A 19,943-nucleotide genomic window follows, 5' to 3' on the forward strand; every position below is an offset into this window, starting at 1 on the left:
GGACGATCCCTCCTTCGCCGCCCCGATCTTCGCCAACCTGTTCACCGACGAGGAAGGGGAAGGCTACACCCTCATCTGGACCCGGCCCCGCAGCCGGAACGGGGAGTAAGCGCCCCACCACCAACCCCGCCCGGTCTCCCCGGGCGGGGCCTTCCGGGCTTCTTTTCCCGCGGGCTCTTCCGGGGCGCGGGCGGCAGCGCTGGTCGCCCGACGTGAGACGCAGGAGGAATACGAGGCTTTCCCTCAGCCTTCCCATTGTACCATGCGCGAGGGCGCACCGCGTCAAGGACGCGTGGTCCCCCCAATTTTGCCCGACGCACCCGTGCCGGGCACGCGAACAAAATCGGCTCCCCCACGCACCGGCGAGCCGGTCGCCTGACGGCGATCCCTGACCCGGTCCGCCCCGGCATGAGCCGTCCGTCCTGTCTTCGAGAAACGAAAGGAGCAGGACGATGACCACGCTACACGACCACATCCAGATGCTACGCGCCGAACTGACCAGCTTTCACCTGAGCCGTCGCGAGCGCCGGCAGATCGAGTGCGAACTCAAAGAGGCGCTTGCCCGACGCGATGCCGAGCCCCCCGCTTGACGGGGGGCGGTTTTCAGGACCGGGACTCATCGGTCAGTTGGAACGGGCATGATCATGACATCACGAACCTGTCAGAACGCCTACATTAATTGTGACACTGCCACATTTCGCAATGCGGCTTCTCAGGAAGTAATGGTTCGAGAACATAGCTGACTTAAAACATCTTTATAAAAACGTTTCAGTGTCAACATCCAAAAATCGAATATGTAGCTGCCTTTATGTTGCGATCATGTATCATATGAGAAGAGCGGTGCCTTCCTCATGGCATCTATCCCCGGCTCTCGCCCTCCCTGTAGTTCTGGTCGGGAATGGGAGAACTGCCATGGCCACGCATCCTGACTGGTACGATCCACGTTTCCGCATGCATCTACAGCATCTCGATGCGCCAGGACTGGCACACGAATTGCTGCGTCAGATCCCGGCTTACATCACTGGGTATCAGTCCCTTACACAGCAACTCGGCACGTTGCGGAGCATTCGTGCGCGTTACGAACTGGTGGAGCAGTTTGCTCGCCACTGGGGGTTATCCTGTACCGGCTGAGCCGGAAATCCCAGCATGGGTAGAGCCGGCACTCTGGGCTCCGGAATTTTATCCCGGTGTCACAATCATCGTGGAAGCACCTACTGGCTTTGATTCCCGTAGGTTGCCAGTCATTCTCTTTGCGGCCATGGCCACAGAACGACAGGGATTACAGAGCAAATCTCTCGCCCTGCATCACGACGGAAACACCTACCGTGTCCAGATCCGTGATGCGAGAGCACGTGATCGCGCTGCAGTCCTCATTCCTCTGGACGGAGGTGAAGAACTGCGCATTGCAGAAGTACGCCGGTTCATTCGCTATCTTTCCGGATTGCCTGTTCCGCCTTTATCCCGGACACTGGGGCTGCCGATCTACCGTGCGCGTTTTATTGCGGACGCCATCTGTGCCTATGCCGGACGACGGACCGGTGCTTCCCATCGCGATATCGGCGTGGTTCTTGATCCGTCCGTAAGACACATGAACGCACGGCAATGGGATACGTCGTCCCAGCGTGGACGTGTTGGGCGTCTGTTGCGTAAGGCGACGCGGCTTGCCGAAGAACGTGAATATCTGACCCTTCTCAGACCCGCCCGTTTCCGTCTCTCCCGATAGATTTCTGCACCGTCCAGGCGGTCCCGTCCGGCACGTATGTCCATAGACGGCCGCAATCTGCGTACGTCCCCGCCACGACAGTTTCCGTCCACGCTGCGCCCAGTCACGCCCGAACCGACGGAGGCCAGCATGACGCCGTCACACCCGCGTCAGAACAATTTTCTCGACGAACAATTGCTCACCACCCCACAGGCTGCGCATCGGCTGAACATCTCGCCGCGGACGCTGGAGCGCTATCGCTGCCGGGGGAGTGGTCCGGTATTTCGCAAGATGGGCGGCCGGGTTCTCTATCATGTCAACGACATCCGGCACTGGATCGAGAATGTCGCCTGCAAATCCACATCCGAAGAGTCTTATGAAAAAGCCCGTGTGATCGGAAGCCGCAGGCTGGAGCGTCGGCCATGAGCGCGCGCCAGGTGCCACCGGTTCTCTCGCCCTGCCTGCTGATCGATCTCATGTCATGGCCGTTCTTTAGCCTCAGCAAATCCCCCCGGCATGTGCCTGTCAGCTTTGCCATGGGGCGTGTCACCATACAGGTGTCAGGTCGCGATGATGGTCCGATGGCAACCATCTGGGATGCCGATATCCTGATCTGGGCTGTGTCCCGTCTCGTGGCCGCGCGCAGGCGGGGCATTCCGGTCTCACCGCGTGTGCAGGGCAGCATGAGTGAGGTGCTGCGCTTCATCGGACGTGACCCGGCTGCCATTCGTTATGAGCGGCTCCGGACGGCGCTGGACCGGTTGCATGGAACCCAAGTGACGACATCGCTGCGTCAGACCCGTGACGGCGCGCAGGGTTTTTCGTGGCTGATCGCCTGGCAGGAACGGCGTGGAGAACTGGACCTGATCCTGCCCCAATGGCTCTGCGATGCCATCGGTCGACGGGGCGTGCTCACACTTGATCCCCGTTACTTCGCCCTGACTGGCGGGTTCGAGCGCTGGCTGTATCTCCTCGTTCGCCGACATGCCGGTCGGCAGTCCGATGGCTGGGCGTTTGATCTGCCCCATCTCTACCGCAAATCCGCGTCCCGTTCACCTTATCCCCGGTTCGTTTTCGAAATCCGTCGTCTGATCGCGGCGGACACCCTGCCGGGCTACCGCCTGCGTCTGGAGACCGATTCCAGCAATGTGCCGGTGCTCCGCTTCTCCCCTGATCCCAGCAAAGACACTTATCCACAAGAGCCTGTGGATAACAATGTGGAGGACTCCTGATGCCCATCGACCTATCAGGAATCGGATTCTCGACCTATCAGGAACGGGAAATCCCTCTAACGGTTTGGAATAACGAGAGAAATTCTCGCTCTCTAAAGGTACTAAATATTATAACTATTCTGTACTTGTACACCGCGCCTGAGCGTGCGCGTAAGTCTTCAACTATCATAAAAAACGGCGATTCTGTCACGACATTTTCCGACAGTTCTGCGCTTTGGCCCATTGCGGCAGGCAGATACGGCGGTATGGAGCGGGGGATTTGGCCATGACCCTCCTTTGCGGCGATTGCCGGCTCCTGATGCCTGATCACGGGCCTTTTGATCTGATCATCGCTGATCCGCCCTATGGCGAGACATCGCTGGCGTGGGATCGGCACGTGCGTGGATGGCTGCCGCTGGCGGCAAAGGCATTGAAGCCTCACGGCTCGCTCTGGGTCTTCGGCTCTCTGCGCAGCTTCATGGCAACCGCGCCGGACTTCCGGGCGGCATGCTTGAGGCAGGCTCAGGAGATCGTCTGGGAGAAGCAGAACGGCAGCGTCTTTCATGCAGATCGTTTCCGTCGCGTGCATGAACTGCTGGTGCAGTTCTATCCGGAGGCTAGCCCTTGGCGCGACATCTACAACGTCGTTGCCACGACAGACGACGCGCGGGGGCGGGTGGTGCGCCGCAAGATGCGCCCCACCCATACTGGCGCGATCGGTGCGGCATCGTATCGCAGCGTCGATGGCGGCCCCCGTCTGGCCCGGTCGGTGCAACGCTTCCGCAACGTACATGGCCGCGCGATCCATCCCACGGAGAAGCCCGTGGCTCTGCTGGATCTGATCGTCCGGGTCAGTTGCCCGCCTGATGGCGTGGTCGGTGACTGGTTTGCCGGATCGGGCGCGGCGGGTGTCGCGGCCCGTCTTGCCGGTCGTCGCTACGTTGGTTGTGAGATCGACGCCGAGATGGCGCAGCGCGCCCTTGATCGTCTCGCATCCCTTCTTCCATTCCCTGCCGGAGAACGCGCATGACGCACCCATCGCACGAGGTGCTGACGCATCTCGAACTGACCTGGCTTGAGAAGCGCATCGAACAGTGGCTGCGCTTCGGGCATGCTCTGGAAACACACCCGATCGATCGCTATCGCCGTCGTCTGAGTTTTGTGCCCGGTGCGGTCTTCGCTCTGCAGCGCTGGACGCAGGCGGATTGCGGAACGACAACCTGCTGCATCGATATCGTAAGGGCGCCGCTGGCTGGCGAGCCGCGCGACCGCCTGCCATTCGTGCCCACAGGTGCGGAGCGTCTGCTGCTGTTCACGGGCTGGCCGCAGGTGCGTGCCGTGCTGTCTGTGATCGAGACGGTGGAACGGCAGGGCATCAATGCCGTCGATGTTGATCCGGAATACTGGCGACAGCTCTGGCGGTCACGACCTGATGGTCAGGATATTCCCCGCTATTCCGCGACCCGACATGCTGCGTGGCTGCGTCGGAGGATCGTGTCATGACGCGGCGGGGCTGGTTTTTCACCACGTATTTCGCAGCACTTGGAGTCGGTCTGTCGATGGCGCTGAATCCGACGCCGCGCCTGATCTGGAACGCGACCGCCAGCGTGCCCGTAGGGCTGTATCGTCTGCACCCGGTGCGGGCTCCGCATGTCGGGGATCTGGTCGCACTGCACCTGCCGGAACGCGATGCGGACATGCTGGCACGGGGTGGGTATCTGCCGCACGGCGTGCCGTTGCTCAAACCCGTGGCGGCGGTCGGCGGACAGACAGTCTGCCGCTCCGGCAGTCACATCACCATCGATGGTCGGGGTACGGGTGATGCGTTGCCCGTCGATCATAGGCGTCGTCTCTTGCCCGTCTGGCAGGGCTGTCACCGTCTCGGTGGACTCGAACTCTTCGTCATGAACACGCACGAACCTCGCAGTCTCGACGGGCGATATTTCGGTCCTCTGCCGGTCAGCAGCGTGATCGGGCGCGCGACACCGCTCTGGGTTGGCGCAGGCCCTGCGTCTGCCGCCAGCCCGCCTCCTTCTCATACTTCAGAGGATCACTGACATGGCGCAGATTGGACTCTTCACGCGCACGGCTGATGGCTTTTCCGGACGTCTGCGCACACTCGTACTGGATGCCGAACTGACGCTGGTGCGTATCGAGACACCGGACGGCGGTAACGCACCGGATTATCGCATCCATCTCGGTGACAGTGCCGAAGGCCCGGAAGTTGGCGCGGGCTGGACACGTACCGGCGAACGGGCTGGCGAATACATTGTCGTGGTGGTCGATGATCCCTCTCTGGCACAGGGCCTGCGCGCGAGCCTGTTCCAGTCGGGCCGGGGTGGACGGGTCTGGCAGCTTGTCTGGAACCGCCCGCAGAAACGTCAGGGAGCACGAGAATGATGCGTCTGACTGCAGGAGCAGGCCGGGGTGGCCGCAACGCCAGCACGCGGATCCGGTTCAGTCTCGTCCGCGTGTGCTGCATAGGACTGGCGGCTTCGCTGGTGGTTCTGATGCACCCTGCCAGCGCGCAGGACATTGAGGGAATGATCCGCCAGGCGGCAGAGCGTGTTGCCCTGCCGCCCGCATGGATCCGTGCGGTGATGCAGGTCGAAAGCGGTCGTGATGCCCATGCCATCTCCGCCAAAGGGGCGATGGGCCTTATGCAGATCATGCCCGCGACATGGCAGGAGTTGCGGCGCGATCTCGCGCTTGGGAGCGATCCTTTCGATCCGCAGGACAACATTCTTGCCGGTGCCAGCTATCTCCGCCTGCTGCACGACCGCTATGGGGATGCAGGATTTCTGGCGGCCTATAACGCAGGACCGGGCCGTTATGAGGCCCATCTTGCGACGGGCCAGCCCCTCCCACACGAAACACGGGACTACGTCGCCTCTGTCGCGCACCTGCTCGACCGGCGCACGTTTCCTGCGGACAGTCTGCACGAAAGCGGCGTCTCCGTTGCGAGCGAACAGCCTAACGAGACGCTGTTTGCCGGCCATTTCCCGCACACGCCACAGACGTCGGCTGGCACGTCCGAAGCGCTGTTCGTACCCGTCTCCATGGAGCGGGCACGATGATCGGACAGGCGGGGGAACGGCGGTTGCGCTGGGGATCGGGTCTTTGGGGGCTAATGCAAGATAAAAGCCGCAAGGTGCGGCATGGTTGGGGAGGGCGGTTTTTCTGGGTTTTTCACAAGGTCATTTTGCCGTCCCAAGGTGTCCGATGGCGTGATTGGCTTGTTTTCAATGTGTTAGCGCAAGGTCGCGGTCTTCATGGCCCGCGATGACGATTTCCGGGTCCGGCCGGGCCGCATCCGCTCACCCCGTGCCCGCCAGGGACGATCCTTCATCGGGCGCGTGCTGGCCGCCACCAACCGGGCGGGTGGCATGGGCCGTTCTGGCTCGGGGCGTCCCGGAAAGGGACCGTCCACTTTCGGGCGGGGCAGGGGCGCGGCAACCGACGCCAACCGTCTCCTGTCCCGGCGCACCCGGCTTGCCATCGTCAAGGCACGGGTGGTCCGGCATGGCGCACGGGCGACCCTGCGTGCCCATCTGTCCTATCTCCAGCGCGAAGGGGTGACGAAGGACGGAGAGAAGGCCCGGCTGTTCGGGGCCGAGCGCGACCATGTGCCCGCGCGCGAATTCGCCGAGCGGTGTCAGGACGACCGGAATCATTTCCGCTTCATCGTGGGACCTGAGGATGCGGCCGAGATGGCGGACCTGAAAACCTTCACGCGGGAACTGATGACCCAGGCCGAACAGGATCTTGGCACGAAGCTGGATTGGGTTGCCGTGTCGCATTGGAACACCGACAATCCGCATATCCACATCATCGTGCGGGGCAAGGATCAGGACGGCGAGGATCTGGTCATCTCGAAGGATTACATCCGCGAGGGATTGCGTGCCCGTGCCCAGAACCTGGTCACGCTCGAACTCGGGCCGCGCACCGACCAGGAAATTCACCGCAACGTCGAGCGTCAGGTCGAGGCGGAACGCTGGACCCAACTGGACCGCCAGTTGCAGCAGGACGCGAACCAGCAAGGCATCATCGACATGGCGCCGTCGCCTGACCAGCAGCCTGAGGCGTTCGCGGTCATGAAGGTCGGGCGGCTGCGGCGACTGGAACGGATGGGCCTTGCCCATGAGGTCGGGGCTGGACAATGGCGGCTGGATGAAACGGCGGAAGCCACCTTGCGCGAGATGGGGCAGCGCAATGACATCATCAAACGTATCCACCGTGGTCTGAGCGAACAGGGGATCGAACGGGCCTCGTCGTCATGGGTGCTGGCGGGGGAAGACCTGGCCGAGCCGGCGATCGGGCGTCTGGTCGCGCGCGGTCTGGATGATGAGTTGAAGGGAAGCGCCTATGCAGTGATCGACGGCGTGGATGGGCGCACGCATCATGTCCATCTGCCATCGCTGGAAGCGGCCGGAGATGTGCCGCACGGTGGGCTGGTTGAACTGCGGACCTATGAGGATGCGAAGGGGCAGCGACGGGCGACACTTGCGGTGCGGTCCGATCTGCCAATCGGAGAGCAGGTGCGGGCACGGGGCGCGACATGGCTGGATCGCCAGCTTGTCGCCCGCGAACCGGTAGCGCTGGGAGAGGGTGGTTTCGGGTCGGAGGTCCGTGACGCGCTACGCCGGCGTAGCGCTCATCTGGTCGCGCAGGGGATCGCACAGCAGGACGGAGCGCGTGTGCGCTATCCGCGTGGCATGGTCGCCTCCATGCGGGCGCGGGAGATAGGGGACGTGGCCGAGCGTTTGGCCCGCGAAACTGGTCAGCCCATCCAGAGTGCCGAGGCCGGCGAGTATGTCACCGGAACCTACCGGCAGCGCCTGACCCTCGCCTCGGGGCGCTTCGCCATGATTGACGGTGGCCTCGGGTTCCAGCTTGTCCCCTGGACGCCATCGCTGGAGAAACAGATCGGGCGTCATGTCTCCGGTGTTGCACGGGAGGACGGGGGCGTGGACTGGTCGTTCGGACGGAAACGGGACATGGGGATCAGGATTTGATGGCCCGCTTCGCTGACCGTCTTACTGTGGTAACGTCAGCATGTCGGGCATCGGGATGAAATTGGGGAGACGACTGACCCGTGCCATCCACGCCATTAACGCGATGTAAGGTGTTACGTCCACACTGCCCTCGTGCGCAACGGAGAGGTAAGGAAAGACTGCGCAATCGGCGATTGTAGGATGGCTTGATGCCAGCCACTCTTGGCTTTCCAGATGTTTGTTGAGGATTGGAAGGATCCTGTTGCTCCAGTGAAGAGCGGCCTCCATGTCGAGATCGGCACCGAACTTCCTGATCAGACGTGCAGCATTTGGCCCATTGCGGATTTCACAGGCTGCAACTGATAGCCACCCGACAATGTCTGCCTGAACGCGTCTGTCATCGGGCCACCATCGCTGGTCGGATAGGCTGCAAGCCAGATAGACGAGAATGGCCTGAGAATCCCGGATGACCGTTTCGCCATCAACGAGAACCGGTACTTCCTGAAATGGATTCAGTTTGGTCAACAACTGGCTGTGTTGTTCACCCTTGGAAAAATCAACCGGCACGAGGTCAACAGGAATGCCGGTAAGTGCCGCAAACAGGCGTACCTTGTAGCAATTGCCGGATACATCGAGATCATAGAGTTTCATGAACGGACCCTCTGAAGATGGACTTACATTTTGAGAATGAAATGACCCCTGATGTAGAAAACAAGACCGATCGGTCTTAATGGAAGGGTAAAGATGAAAGCATCCTATGACGATATCGTGATTGCTGCGCGTGAACTCTTCCGGGAACGGGGATACGCCGGCGCTTCGATGAACGACCTGGCCGAGCGGGTCGGTCTGAAGAAGTCCAGTCTGTATAATCGTCTTCCAAGTAAGGAATCACTCGTTGTCGATGTTCTCAAATTGACCCTGAAGGAAACTTTTGAAGGGCTTCCAGATCCGGCACTGGACTGGACAAACACCTATCGGGAACTGATTGAGCGTATTGTCGCAGTCTTTAGCGAGCGTGGACGATGTGTCGGCTTCCACCTGGCTTTCGGCGTACCTCTGGATACCCAGGAAGCGAAGACCGCTGTCAGGGATTTCGTGCTGGCGTTGCGCGTGCGTATGGCCGAAATACTTGAAAAAGGGGAGGTCGATGACCCTATGCGGGTCGCCACGGACGCGCTGACGCGTTTGCAGGGGGCCACATTCTGGCTGGCGGCTCTCGACGAAATAGAACCGCTCAGACGCGAAGCTGCTGGTGTTCTGGCTTCCGTGGGGATAGTTTCGCGGGGTTGACGGCCATCGAAAAGACCTCTGCGCGTCAGGCTTCAGTTGTGCTATGAGTGATCACACAGGCTTTATGGATAATCAGGGTCGCCATGTCCGGACACAAAACGCAGGAACGGCAGCATTATGCGTGGGCCAGCTTTGAGGCGGTCCGCATTGCTGGTGAGCGGGCGCGAGTAGCGCGGGCAGCCAGTGGTGAGATTATGACCTATGTCCAGAAGGGATGGGTTGTGCGCGAATTCCCCGGCGGTCGGGTTGAACGTCTTGCACCGCTGGAAGAGTTCCGCGATGAAGATTTTCCCTATCCGGCGTGACGCGATTACTGATTTATGCAGGACCGAACGGCTCTGGCAAAAGTAGTCTGCGGGTTGGCACCAGCGCTGACATTGAGCCGGTCGACGTCGTCATTGACCCCGATCAGATAGCACGGGGCATCAATCCGGCTAGCCCGCGCGATGCCGACCGGGAAGCAGGGCGAAGAGCCATCGAGATATTCAATGTATCTCTGGCAACCGGAAAATCGATTTCTCTCGAAACGACATTATCCGGCCACTCCATAATCCGTCGCATCATGGCGGCCCGTATGGCCGGATATCATGTCGAGTTGAGATATATTGCTCTGGCTTCGGTTGAAATGAATGTTCAGCGCGTCAGGGCACGTGCTGCGGGTGGTGGACATTTCATTGAACCGGAAGCCATTCGCAGGCGATATATTGGCAGCCTCGGCAATCTTCCGACTGTTATTGGCCTGTCTGACCATGTTGTCATCTCTGATAATTCAGGCGTTATGCCGGAGCCTGTGCTTGAAATCGAGAATGGTCAGATTGTGCGTCGAGGCATGATTATGCCTGCGTGGCTGGTCAGCACATGTCCTGATCTCTGCCGTTAGTGCGTTTTGTCGCCAAGACCAAAGACGCTGTTGTAATGGACTCTGGTAACGCTTGCGCCGACAATTTTACGCCCTTTTGCGCCGGGCTGCGCAGGTAGGGCTGAAAACATTGAATCCAGCTATCTGTCTTCGTTTCCTTTCCTCCATGGGATTGTATGGAGGAAATCACTATGTCCGGATCGCGGGTTCTATGGGGGCAGGTGAGCGTTGTCCTGCTCATGATTATCTTCTCCTGGTGGGTGGCGACACAATGGGTGGCGTGGAAACTGGGCTTTCAGGCCCAACTCGGCCTTCCTTGGTTTACTCTTGCGCATCGATGGCCCGTTTACTGGCCGCCCATAATCTTCTGGTGGTGGTATGCCTATGATGCATATGCTCCGGATGTCTTCGAACAGGGAGGGTGGATTGCTGGTAGTGGTGGCGTGCTGGCTTTGGCGGCCGCCGTCACGCTGTCGGTTCGCCGTGCCCGTGAGGTAAGACGGGCAGCGACCTATGGAAGCGCACGCTGGGCCAGTCGTGAGGAATTGCAACAATCCGGACTGCTCGATCCTGACGGTGTCATTCTTGGGCAGTATGGGCGTGACTATCTCCGCCACAACGGTCCTGAGCACGTCCTTTGTTTCGCGCCGACCCGGTCTGGCAAGGGGGTCGGGCTTGTTATTCCCACCCTTCTGACATGGCCCGGATCAACTATCGTCCATGATATCAAGGGTGAAAACTGGCAGATCACTGCGGGCTTTCGTGCGCGTTTCAGCCGGGTCATCCTGTTCGACCCGACCAATCCTGCCTCTGATCCCTACAACCCGCTGCTTGAAATCCGGCAGGGGGAGTGGGAGGTCCGCGACGCCCAGAATGTCGCGGACGTACTTGTCGATCCTGAAGGATCGCTTGAACGCCGGAACCACTGGGAGAAAACATCACACTCTCTGCTGGTGGGCGCCATCCTCCATGTTCTGTATGCGGAGAAGGACAAAACGCTCTACGGTGTCGCCAACCTGCTCTCCGATCCGAAACGTTCGATTGAAGCCACGCTTGCTGCGATGATGCAGACGAAGCATCTGGGCAAGGATGGTCCGCATCCGGTGGTTGCATCCGCTGCCCGTGAACTGCTGAACAAATCTCCCAACGAACGATCGGGTGTGCTTTCTACCGCCATGTCGTTTCTTGGTCTGTATCGCGATCCGGTCGTCGCGAAAGTTACCTCGCGTTGTGCCTGGCGGATTGCGGATATTGTCAAAGGGCATCGGCCCACCACGCTTTATCTCAGCGTGCCACCCTCGGATATCAGTCGTACAAAACCGTTGATCCGTCTGATGCTGAACCAGATCGGGCGCAGGCTGACCGAGGATCTGAACGCGCATAAACATAATCATCGCCTGCTGATGATGCTGGATGAATTTCCCGCACTCGGACGGCTCGATTTCTTTGAAAGCGCTCTGGCGTTCATGGGAGGCTACGGCATCAAGGCTTTTCTGATCGCCCAGAGCCTGAATCAGATTGAGAAAGCTTACGGTCAGAACAATTCGATCCTCGATAACTGCCATGTGCGGGTCAGTTTTGCCACCAACGACGAACGGACCGCCAAACGGGTTTCGGATGCGCTGGGGATCGCCACTGAAATCCGCTCCCAGAAAAACTATGCCGGGCATCGCCTGTCACCCTGGCTGGGGCATCTGATGGTCTCGCGGCAGGAAAGCGCGCGCCCGCTCCTGACGCCTGGTGAAATCATGCAGCTTCCACCAGCAGATGAAATTGTTATGGCGGCTGGCACCCCGCCTGTCCGGGCCAAGAAGGCACGCTATTACGCTGATACGCGCTTCAAGGAACGATTGCTTCCACCGCCCAAGTCGGGCGAGGCAAAGGCGTCAACACCAACGCATCCGGATGACTGGACCCTGCGCCCCTTGCCTGAAACAGCCGGACACGGCTCAGCTCCCACACAGCCAACGCAGGAAGAGGAAACACCTCTGGGGGCGGGGCACAAGCGCACTCCGGATGCCGACCCCGCCGATATTCCACCCCGCGACGAGACGGATGAGCAGCGCGAACAGACTAGGCCACCCGAGGCCGGCCAGCGCGGCACACGGTGGGACCGGGACTTTCTCGATCTGCAGAAAGTCGCCCGGCTGGCCGCCATTGACCGCGATGATGGCATGGAGATCGGTGGACCATGAAACGCCCCCGCAAGAAGCAACAGATGACGGTCTATCTCGATCCCGATCTGTTCAAAGCTGTCAGTGATATGGCCATCCACCGCCGTCAGTCCGGTTCCCTCGTGGTTGAGACAGCTCTGTCTGTCTTTTTCTCGCCAGAAGAGGGGACCGGGCAGGCCGCACTGACCCGACGGCTGGACCGTGTCGATAAACGCCTGTCACGGCTGGAGCGCGATACCGGGATCACCGTCGAGACGCTGGCCCAGTTCATCCGTTTCTGGATGATCATGACGCCCGCCTTGCCGGAAAGCTCGGCTGCTGCTGCACGGGCGCAGGCGGCCGAACGTTATGGAGGCTTCATCGAAGCACTCGGCAGGCGTCTGGCGACAGGCCGGCGCCTGCATGAGGATATTCAGCCACCCGACGCACCTTCTGGCGATACGGGCGTGTTGTAGCGCGCAATGACACTATCACGCCTCTGATGGAGTTTGTTTGCTGCGGCGTGCAGCACGGGGTCTGACGGGTTGTTCTTTCTTTGGTGCTGGCTGTACAGGTTTGTCCTGTTTCGATTTGGCGGGAGATGACCGTCGCGCGGGCCGACCAGTGGAGCCAGCCGGTCTGGATGCGTCCGTAAGCGTCGTTTCCGGGGGCATGACCTCTGCTGTTGCGACCACCTTCTCTACTGTCTTTTCTGGTGTGGGCGTCCGCCCCTTGCGTCCAAGCCCGATATCACGGGCGACGGCAGCACGGCGTTCCGCATAGGCGGGAGCGACCATCGGATAATCTTTGGGAAGATTCCATCGCTCCCGGTACTGGGCCGGCGTCAGTTGGTAGCGGGACATCAGATGACGCTTGAGCATCTTGAGCTGTTTCCCGTCTTCAAGGCAGATGATGTAATCGGGAGAAACAGACTGGTCGATCGGAACGGCCGGGACCAGGGTGGCTTTAACGTCCTGGTGGGTGTCTTCGGCAGGTTCGTCCTGACCCCCGGCGATGGTGCGGATGGTCGCATGGACCTCCCGGATGAAGGCAGGAACATTTTCTGTCGGCAACGCCGTGTTGCCGTTGGAGAGATGGGCCGTGACGATCTGTGTCACGGAGGCGAGAAGGGCGGTGTGCTTGTCGCTGATATCGGCCACGAAATATCTTCCTGAAAATTCGGATCGCAGTCTGGGAATGAAGTAGCCCCACGATGCTGCACATCGGGGCGCGGCACAACCGGATTTTTATACCGTCAGGTCTTTCTGATTCCCGTTCCTCGCCGACAATTTTGCGCCTCGTTACGCCACACTACGCAGTCACAAAGAACACTATTGAAAAATGCAGAAATAGACCTCTCTTAATATATCCCGCGCCTCACGGCTGATCTCAAAGTATTCGGTAGAGCAGGGATTTCCATGACAGCTCATCAGCCTCTCTTGCCGGGTGCGGTAAGGAGCTCCGCGATGCTGCGCACCGCCATGGGTGCAGCCATCGCAGATCACCTGTCTGATCCGGCCATTATCGAGGTCATGCTCAATCCGGATGGCCGGCTGTGGATTGATCGTCTGGCAGATGGATTGGCTGACACAGGGGAAGTGGTCCTGCCTGCCGATGCCGAACGCATTGTGCGTCTGGTCGCCCATCATGTTGGAGCAGAGGTACATTCCGGTGCCCCCCGTGTTTCTGCTGAACTGCCGACGGGTGAGCGCTTCGAAGGACTACTGCCACCAGTTGTCGCAGCGCCGAGTTTCGCCATTCGAAAACCGGCTGTCGCGGTCTTCACGCTTGGGGATTATGTCGCGGCCAAAATCATGACAGAGGCGCAGGCAGACTGGCTGCGCACTGCTGTCATGGCCCGCAGGAATATCCTTGTGGTCGGTGGCACATCGACCGGCAAGACCACACTGACCAATGCGTTGCTGGCCGAGGTCGCAAAAACAGAGGATCGCGTGGTCCTGATCGAGGATACGCGCGAACTGCAATGCACGGCGGCCAATCTGATCGCCATGCGTACAAAGGATGGTGTCATTACACTGTCCGAACTGGTCCGATCGGCACTCCGCCTGCGCCCGGATCGTATCCCGATTGGTGAGGTGCGTGGTCCCGAGGCCCTTGATCTGCTCAAGGCCTGGGGAACCGGCCATCCGGGCGGGGTTGGCACACTCCATGCCGGATCGGTGCTGGCTGCCCTCTACCGGCTGGAACAGTTGATCCAGGAAGCCGTCGTCACCGTGCCACGCGCGATGATTGCCGAAACCATCGACGTGGTCGCCGTGCTGTCAGGGCGCGGCACCGCCCGTCGTCTGAGTGAACTGGCCGAAATCGACGGTCTTGATCCGGCCACAGGTGCTTACCGCATCCGTCCGGCCAGTCTGTCATTCTCCGAAACACCGTTCTCCGGGAAGGAAGAGTCATCATGATGTCCCGTTCACGCCGCCATTCCGTCGTTCTGTCTGCCCGCAGCCTGCCCGATAGTCGTGTGATCGGCACAGCGATGTTGCTGTCGCTCTTCTTCGGCTCATCGGCCTGGGCATCAGGGGCCGGCATGCCATGGGAAGAGCCGCTCAATCAGATCCTGGAATCCGTGCAGGGACCGGTCGCCAAGATCGTCTCTGTGATCATCATCACCGTCACCGGTCTGACCCTGGCGTTCGGGGAAACATCCGGTGGCTTCCGTCGCCTGATCCAGATTGTCTTTGGACTCAGCATCGCTTTTGCGGCCAGCTCTTTCTTCCTGTCCTTCTTCTCCTTCTCGGGCGGGGCGCTGATCTGATGGCGGGCTATGACGATGATGCGGTGCCTGGCTTTCATGTCCCGGTGCATCGCTCTCTGACCGATCCGATCCTGCTGGGCGGGGCACCACGCGCCGTGGCCATCGCTAATGGCACGCTGGCGGCTGCGATCGCGCTCGGTCTGCGCCTCTGGCTGATTGGCGCGGCATTCTGGATCGTGGGGCACACACTCGCGGTCTGGGGTGCCAGGCGCGATCCGTTCTTCATCGAGGTCGGTCGGCGGCATCTCCGTTATCCCGCCTGGCTGCGGGCATAGGAGGGCAGGGCGATGATGTCCCTTGGCGAATATCGCAATCGAAATTCCCTCCTGTCCGACTTCCTGCCCTGGGCGGCACTGGTTGAGAAAGGTGTTGTCCTGAACAAGGACGGTTCTTTTCAGCGCACGGCACGTATCCGTGGTCCTGATCTGGATAGTGCCACGCCAGCGGAACTGGTCGGTGTGACCGGGCGCCTGAACAACGCCCTGCGACGTCTGGGTTCCGGCTGGGCGGTGTTCGTGGAAGCGCAGCGTGTGCCTGCCACGATCTACCCGGAAAGCGATTGTCCCGATGCGGCCAGTCAGATGGTCGATCTGGAACGCCGGGAGCAGTTCGAGGATGAGGGCGTGCATTTCGAGAGCCGGTATTTCCTGACCCTGGTCTGGCTGCCACCGGCGGAATCTTCCGACCGGGCCGCGCGGTTTCTCTATGAGGGCCGCGAGCATGACGGGCCGGACCCGCATGGCATGCTCAGTGCGTTCGTCGATCGCACCGATCGGCTTCTTGCGCTGCTCGACGGATTTATGCCGGAAGCGTCATGGCTCAATGACGGCGAGACGCTGACCTATCTGCATAGCACCATTTCAACCCGGAACCAGCGTGTCCGGGTGCCGGAAATTCCGATGCACCTTGATGCCCTGCTGGTGGACCAGCCGCTTTCGGGCGGGCTGGAGCCGAAACTCGGCGATGCCTTCCTGAAAACCCTGACGATCACGGGTTTCCCCAGCCGCACCTTTCCGGGAATTCTCGACGACCTGAACCGGCTGGCCATGCCCTATCGCTGGTCCACCCGTGCGATCCTGCTCGACAAGAGCGATGCCACCAAGGTTCTGACGAAGATCCGGCGTCAATGGTTTGCAAAACGCAAGAGCATTGCGGCCATTGTTCGGGAGGTCATGACCAACGAGGCTTCGGTCCTCGTGGACAACGATGCCGCCAACAAGGCGGCGGATGCTGATCTGGCGCTGCAGTCGCTCGGAGCGGATGACGTCGGGCAGGCGTACATCACCGCCACGGTCACGGTATGGGATGGCAGTGCGAGCATTGCTGCTGAAAAACTCCGTCTGGTCGAGAAAATCATTCAGGGCCGCGACTTTACCTGCATGACGGAGGGTCTGAATGCGGTGGAGGCGTGGCTGGGATCTCTGCCCGGTCACGTCTACGCCAATGTGCGCCAGCCGCCGGTCTCGACGTTGAACCTCGCGCATATGATTCCGTTGTCGGCCGTATGGGCTGGCCCGGAGATGGATGGGCATTTCAGGGCACCACCCCTGTTCTACGGCAGGACCGCTGGGGCCACGCCGTTCCGGTTTTCCCTGCATGTCGGCGATGTGGGTCACACCTTGATCGCGGGACCAACAGGGGCGGGCAAGTCTGTGCTGCTGGCTCTGATGGCGTTGCAGTTCCGTCGCTATGCGGGTTCGCAGATCTTCGCCTTCGATTTCGGTGGCTCGATGCGGGCTGCAACACTCGGTATGGGCGGTGACTGGCACGATCTCGGCGGTGGCCTGGCGGACGATCATCCATCGGAAGAACAGGGCAGCAGCGTCTCACTCCAGCCCCTGGCAGGGATCGACGATGCCGACGAGCGCAAATGGGCCAGCGAATGGCTGGGCCAGATCCTGGTCGGCGAGGGCGTATCGCTCACGCCGGATGTGAAATCCTACCTCTGGTCAGCGCTGAATTCCCTGGCGTCCTCACCCTTGCAGGAACGCACCCTGTCTGGACTGGTGGCATTGCTCCAGTCCAACACGCTGAAACAGGCGCTGGCTCCATATTGTTTGAGTGGCCCTTATGGTCGCCTGTTGGATGCGGACGCCGAACGGCTGGGTGATGCCGATGTCGTCGTCTTCGAAACGGAGGGTCTGATCGGTTCCGGGGCGGCGTCTTCCGTGTTGTCCTACCTGTTCCACCGCATTGAGGGGCGGCTGGACGGTCGTCCGACCCTACTGGTCATCGACGAGGGCTGGCTCGTTCTGGACGACGGGAATTTCTCCGGCCAGTTACGGGAGTGGCTGAAAACCCTGCGTAAGAAGAACGCCAGCGTCATCTTCGCGACGCAGTCCTTGTCGGATATCGCCAATTCACCCATCGCCCCGGCCGTGGTGGAAAGCTGCCTGACGCGGGTCTTTCTGCCCAACGAGCGCGCCATCGAACCGCAGATCATGGCCATCTATCGCGACTTCGGCCTCAACGACCGGCAGATCGCCATTATCGCCCGCGCGGCCTCAAAGCGGGAGTATTACTGCCAGACCCAGCGTGGCAACCGGCTGTTTGAACTCGGCCTCGGTCCCGTCGCTCTGGCCCTGTGCGCTGCGTCCGGCAAGGACGATCACCGAGCGATCGATACGGTGCTGGCGAAACATGGGCGGGACGGCTTTCTGCCGGCCTGGTTCGAGGCGCGTGGCGTGAAGTGGGCGGCGGACCTCCTGCGGGACGGACGCTTGTCATGATGGGCAGGTTCAGCCGCCACAGGGGCACTGCAATTCTCCCGATTGCTCTGGCTGTGGGTGTTGTGGCGATGCAGGTGTTACCGGCTCACGCCCAGTGGGCGGTGTATGACGGTGCGAACCACGTCCAGAACGTGCTGATCGCGGCCCGCACGCTTCAGCAGATCGACAATCAGATCACGTCGCTGGCCAATCAGGCCCAGATGCTGGTCAATCAGGGACGCAATCTGGCCAGCCTGCCGCTGTCTACACTCTCGACGCTGCAATCGACGATTTTCCAGACCACGGCACTCCTCGCGCAGGCGCAGAATATCGCCTACAGCGTCCAGTCCGTTGAACAGCAATACCAGCAGGCGTACACGTCAGTCTCTTCCGGGATGTCTGACAGCGCCCTGTTTTCCCAGGCGCAGACCCGCTGGCAGAACTCCGTCGGCGGGTTCGAGGATGCCCTGAAATTGCAGGCGCGGGTGGTGGGAAACATCCCGAGCGACAGTTCGGCCATGACACAGCTTGTCTCCTCCAGTCAGACCTCTACGGGGGCGTTGCAGGCGGCCCAGGCTGGCAACCAGCTTATGGCTCTGCAATCCCGCCAGCTTTCCGACATTCAGGCCGAACTTGCCGCCAATGGGCGGGCCACGGCCCTGCAACAGGCGCGCGATGCCGCGACGGAAGCCGAAAGCGCGGCGCAATACCAGCATTTCTCCCAGCATGACACCTACGTGCCGGGCACGGTGTCGATGTTCGGCAGCAGCGGGAACTGACCGCCATGGCGATGGGCGATGTGGGCGTTATCGACACCTTCCTCAATACCTTTACCACCACGATCGATACCGGGTTCGGTCTGGTGAAGGGGAACGTGATCTCTCTGGCCGGAACGCTGTCGGTGCTGGATATCGCGCTGGCGGGCCTGTTCTGGGCCTGGGCGGCGGATGAGGACATCATCCAGCGTCTGGTGAAGAAGACACTCTATATCGGCTTCTTCGCCTGGGTCATCAACGATTTCGATGCACTCTCGAAGATTGTCTTCGACAGTTTCGCCGCCGTGGGCCTCAAGGCCGGCGGTGGAACGCTGGCGCTTTCGGATTTCCTGCGTCCCGGTCGTCTGGCCTCGACCGGTTTTGATGCGGCCCAGCCGCTTCTGGACTCTGTCCACAATCTGCTTGGCCCTGTCGCCTTCTTTACGAACTTCATCCAGATTTTTGTGCTCTGCCTGTCCTGGCTGATCGTGCTGGCGGCGTTCTTCATTCTGGCGGTGCAGCTCTTTGTCGCCCTGATCGAATTCAAGCTGACCACGCTGGCGGGCTTTGTGCTGATTCCCTTCGCCCTGTTCAATCGCACCGCTTTTCTGGCCGAGAAGGTGCTGGGCAATGTCGTCTCGTCGGGTGTGAAGATCATGGTTCTGGCGGTCATTTCCGCCATCGCGTCTGTATTGTTCAAACAGTTCACCATTTCCTATGGCAGCGATGTTCCCACGATCGGGCAATCCGTATCGGTGGTGCTGGCTTCACTCGCGATTGTCGGCCTGTCCATTTTTGGCGGCAGCATCGCCAACGGGCTGATCTCCGGCGCTCCCCAGCTTGGGGCAGGGGCCGCTGTCGGCACTGGTATGGCTGTTGGTGGCATGGGGGCTGCGGCGGTGGCTGGTGTTGGAGCCGTCGCCTCTGGTGGCGCTGCGGCTGTGGGTGCGACCGCTGCTGCTGCACGTGGCGGGGCTACGATCGCTGGGGCCGCCACGTCAGCCTATTCGGCCGGAGCCGCTGGCGCATCTGGCGGTGCGGGCAGCGTGGCCGCCGGGATTGGAGGCATGGGCCGGGCTGTCGGCGGGAATATCGCGAATGCCGCCAAAGGGGCGGCCTCGCGTGCAGGCTCATCTCTCAAGGAAAGCTACGCTGCCGGCAGCCAGTGGGCCGCGCGGGGCATGGGGGGCGGGAAAGGGGGTGAAACTGGTGGTTCTGACGGCGGTGGACCCCCACCATCCGGGGGTGGTCCCTCAGGAGGAGGTTCTCCGACCGGTGGTGGCCCGGCAGGTACCGGTCCGTCCGGAGGCGGCGATGGTGGTGGAGAAGGCGGGGGTGGCTCCGGTCACACCAACGGTGAGCCGCCGCGCTGGGCGCGCACCATGAAGCGTCGCAACGCCGCCACCCATGCCGCAGAGGCGGCCCATGTCATCCGCGCCGCCGATGGCGGAGGCGGATCGGCGTCCATTGATCTGTCAGAAAAGGAATAAGGACA

The 19,943-nt window shown here is 60.9% G+C and carries 24 protein-coding genes and 1 pseudogene; 23 read left to right on the forward strand and 2 right to left on the reverse strand.

Annotated elements, in window-relative coordinates; all coding sequences use genetic code 11:
- From GOB90_RS16235 to GOB90_RS16290, 12 genes are all read left to right on the forward strand, one after another.
- On the forward strand, positions 1–109 hold a 109-nt coding region (locus GOB90_RS16235; RefSeq protein ID WP_173572151.1), incomplete at its 5' end, for a DUF736 family protein.
- A gap of 343 nt (positions 110–452) precedes the next feature.
- Entirely contained in the window at positions 453–590 is a 138-nt protein-coding gene (locus GOB90_RS16240; RefSeq protein ID WP_173572152.1) for a hypothetical protein, read from the forward strand.
- Between the two features lie 322 nt (positions 591–912).
- Positions 913–1,131 carry a transcriptional regulator domain-containing protein gene (locus GOB90_RS16245; protein WP_173572153.1) on the forward strand — a complete coding sequence of 73 codons (219 nt, stop codon included), beginning with the start codon at positions 913–915 and terminating at the stop codon, positions 1,129–1,131.
- Between the two features lie 127 nt (positions 1,132–1,258).
- Positions 1,259–1,723 carry a DNA -binding domain-containing protein gene (locus GOB90_RS16250; RefSeq protein WP_206752483.1) on the forward strand — a complete coding sequence of 155 codons (465 nt, stop codon included), beginning with the start codon at positions 1,259–1,261 and terminating at the stop codon, positions 1,721–1,723.
- 129 nt (positions 1,724–1,852) lie between these two features.
- Positions 1,853–2,128 (forward strand): helix-turn-helix transcriptional regulator, encoded by a 276-nt coding sequence (locus GOB90_RS16255; RefSeq protein WP_146891695.1) that lies wholly within the window; start codon positions 1,853–1,855, stop codon positions 2,126–2,128.
- Positions 2,125–2,934 (forward strand): replication initiator protein A, encoded by an 810-nt coding sequence (locus GOB90_RS16260; RefSeq protein ID WP_146891698.1) that lies wholly within the window; start codon positions 2,125–2,127, stop codon positions 2,932–2,934. Before GOB90_RS16255 ends, GOB90_RS16260 begins: the two co-directional genes overlap by 4 nt.
- 265 nt (positions 2,935–3,199) lie before the next feature.
- On the forward strand, positions 3,200–3,943 hold the full coding sequence (locus GOB90_RS16265; RefSeq protein WP_146891702.1) for a DNA-methyltransferase: 744 nt from the start codon (positions 3,200–3,202) through the stop codon (positions 3,941–3,943).
- Positions 3,940–4,416, forward strand: a complete 477-nt coding sequence (locus GOB90_RS16270; RefSeq protein WP_146891705.1) for a DUF2840 domain-containing protein — start codon at positions 3,940–3,942, stop codon at positions 4,414–4,416. The genes GOB90_RS16265 and GOB90_RS16270 overlap by 4 nt, the downstream gene beginning before the upstream one ends.
- The gene (locus GOB90_RS16275; protein ID WP_146891708.1) at positions 4,413–4,970 is read left to right on the forward strand and encodes a S26 family signal peptidase; all 558 of its coding nucleotides are present in this window, start codon (positions 4,413–4,415) and stop codon (positions 4,968–4,970) included. Before GOB90_RS16270 ends, GOB90_RS16275 begins: the two co-directional genes overlap by 4 nt.
- A 1-nt stretch (position 4,971) precedes the next feature.
- A complete protein-coding gene (locus GOB90_RS16280; RefSeq protein ID WP_146891711.1) occupies positions 4,972–5,313 on the forward strand; it encodes a DUF736 domain-containing protein in 342 nt (113 codons plus the stop codon).
- The gene (locus GOB90_RS16285; protein WP_146891714.1) at positions 5,310–5,990 is read left to right on the forward strand and encodes a lytic transglycosylase domain-containing protein; all 681 of its coding nucleotides are present in this window, start codon (positions 5,310–5,312) and stop codon (positions 5,988–5,990) included. Before GOB90_RS16280 ends, GOB90_RS16285 begins: the two co-directional genes overlap by 4 nt.
- Before the next feature lie 195 nt (positions 5,991–6,185).
- Positions 6,186–7,928 carry a relaxase/mobilization nuclease domain-containing protein gene (locus tag GOB90_RS16290; protein WP_146891717.1) on the forward strand — a complete coding sequence of 581 codons (1,743 nt, stop codon included), beginning with the start codon at positions 6,186–6,188 and terminating at the stop codon, positions 7,926–7,928.
- A gap of 21 nt (positions 7,929–7,949) precedes the next feature.
- Here the strand turns inward: GOB90_RS16290 and GOB90_RS16295 are convergent, their stop codons facing one another.
- Positions 7,950–8,558 (reverse strand): glutathione S-transferase family protein, encoded by a 609-nt coding sequence (locus tag GOB90_RS16295; protein WP_146891720.1) that lies wholly within the window; start codon positions 8,556–8,558, stop codon positions 7,950–7,952.
- A gap of 93 nt (positions 8,559–8,651) precedes the next feature.
- Here GOB90_RS16295 and GOB90_RS16300 point away from each other — a divergent pair, with 93 nt between their 5' ends.
- From GOB90_RS16300 to GOB90_RS16320, 5 genes are all read left to right on the forward strand, one after another.
- Positions 8,652–9,197 carry a TetR/AcrR family transcriptional regulator gene (locus GOB90_RS16300; protein ID WP_146891723.1) on the forward strand — a complete coding sequence of 182 codons (546 nt, stop codon included), beginning with the start codon at positions 8,652–8,654 and terminating at the stop codon, positions 9,195–9,197.
- A gap of 83 nt (positions 9,198–9,280) precedes the next feature.
- Positions 9,281–9,502, forward strand: a complete 222-nt coding sequence (locus tag GOB90_RS16305; RefSeq protein ID WP_146891725.1) for a hypothetical protein — start codon at positions 9,281–9,283, stop codon at positions 9,500–9,502.
- Complete coding sequence (locus tag GOB90_RS16310) at positions 9,499–10,077, forward strand: zeta toxin family protein (protein ID WP_146891728.1); 579 nt, start codon at positions 9,499–9,501, stop codon at positions 10,075–10,077. Before GOB90_RS16305 ends, GOB90_RS16310 begins: the two co-directional genes overlap by 4 nt.
- 170 nt (positions 10,078–10,247) lie before the next feature.
- Positions 10,248–12,251 (forward strand): conjugal transfer protein TraG, encoded by a 2,004-nt coding sequence (locus GOB90_RS16315; protein ID WP_146891732.1) that lies wholly within the window; start codon positions 10,248–10,250, stop codon positions 12,249–12,251.
- Positions 12,248–12,685 (forward strand): CopG family transcriptional regulator, encoded by a 438-nt coding sequence (locus tag GOB90_RS16320; protein WP_146891735.1) that lies wholly within the window; start codon positions 12,248–12,250, stop codon positions 12,683–12,685. Before GOB90_RS16315 ends, GOB90_RS16320 begins: the two co-directional genes overlap by 4 nt.
- A gap of 255 nt (positions 12,686–12,940) precedes the next feature.
- On the opposite strand, the pseudogene GOB90_RS19850 reads toward GOB90_RS16320, so the two are convergent.
- Positions 12,941–13,360: pseudogene (locus tag GOB90_RS19850) on the reverse strand (MucR family transcriptional regulator); the annotation flags it as partial.
- A 315-nt stretch (positions 13,361–13,675) separates the two neighbouring features.
- Between GOB90_RS19850 and trbB the strand changes: the two are divergent.
- The 6 genes from trbB to trbL are packed head-to-tail and all read left to right on the forward strand — an operon-like array spanning position 13,676 to position 19,938.
- Positions 13,676–14,632, forward strand: a complete 957-nt coding sequence (gene trbB, locus GOB90_RS16330) for a P-type conjugative transfer ATPase TrbB (RefSeq protein WP_146891740.1) — start codon at positions 13,676–13,678, stop codon at positions 14,630–14,632.
- The gene (locus tag GOB90_RS16335) at positions 14,629–14,985 is read left to right on the forward strand and encodes a TrbC/VirB2 family protein (protein WP_146891743.1); all 357 of its coding nucleotides are present in this window, start codon (positions 14,629–14,631) and stop codon (positions 14,983–14,985) included. The genes trbB and GOB90_RS16335 overlap by 4 nt, the downstream gene beginning before the upstream one ends.
- Complete coding sequence (locus GOB90_RS16340) at positions 14,985–15,260, forward strand: VirB3 family type IV secretion system protein (RefSeq protein WP_061492098.1); 276 nt, start codon at positions 14,985–14,987, stop codon at positions 15,258–15,260. Before GOB90_RS16335 ends, GOB90_RS16340 begins: the two co-directional genes overlap by 1 nt.
- 12 nt (positions 15,261–15,272) lie before the next feature.
- Complete coding sequence (gene trbE / locus GOB90_RS16345; protein ID WP_146891747.1) at positions 15,273–17,714, forward strand: conjugal transfer protein TrbE; 2,442 nt, start codon at positions 15,273–15,275, stop codon at positions 17,712–17,714.
- Positions 17,711–18,472 carry a P-type conjugative transfer protein TrbJ gene (gene trbJ, locus GOB90_RS16350; RefSeq protein ID WP_260175998.1) on the forward strand — a complete coding sequence of 254 codons (762 nt, stop codon included), beginning with the start codon at positions 17,711–17,713 and terminating at the stop codon, positions 18,470–18,472. Before trbE ends, trbJ begins: the two co-directional genes overlap by 4 nt.
- Positions 18,473–18,477: 5 nt before the next feature.
- Positions 18,478–19,938, forward strand: a complete 1,461-nt coding sequence (gene trbL, locus GOB90_RS16355; RefSeq protein WP_146891750.1) for a P-type conjugative transfer protein TrbL — start codon at positions 18,478–18,480, stop codon at positions 19,936–19,938.
- Positions 19,939–19,943 lie beyond the last annotated feature (5 nt).

The sequence above is a fragment of the Acetobacter oeni genome (assembly GCF_011516825.1).
GTDB classification, from domain to species: Bacteria; Pseudomonadota; Alphaproteobacteria; order Acetobacterales; family Acetobacteraceae; genus Acetobacter; species Acetobacter oeni.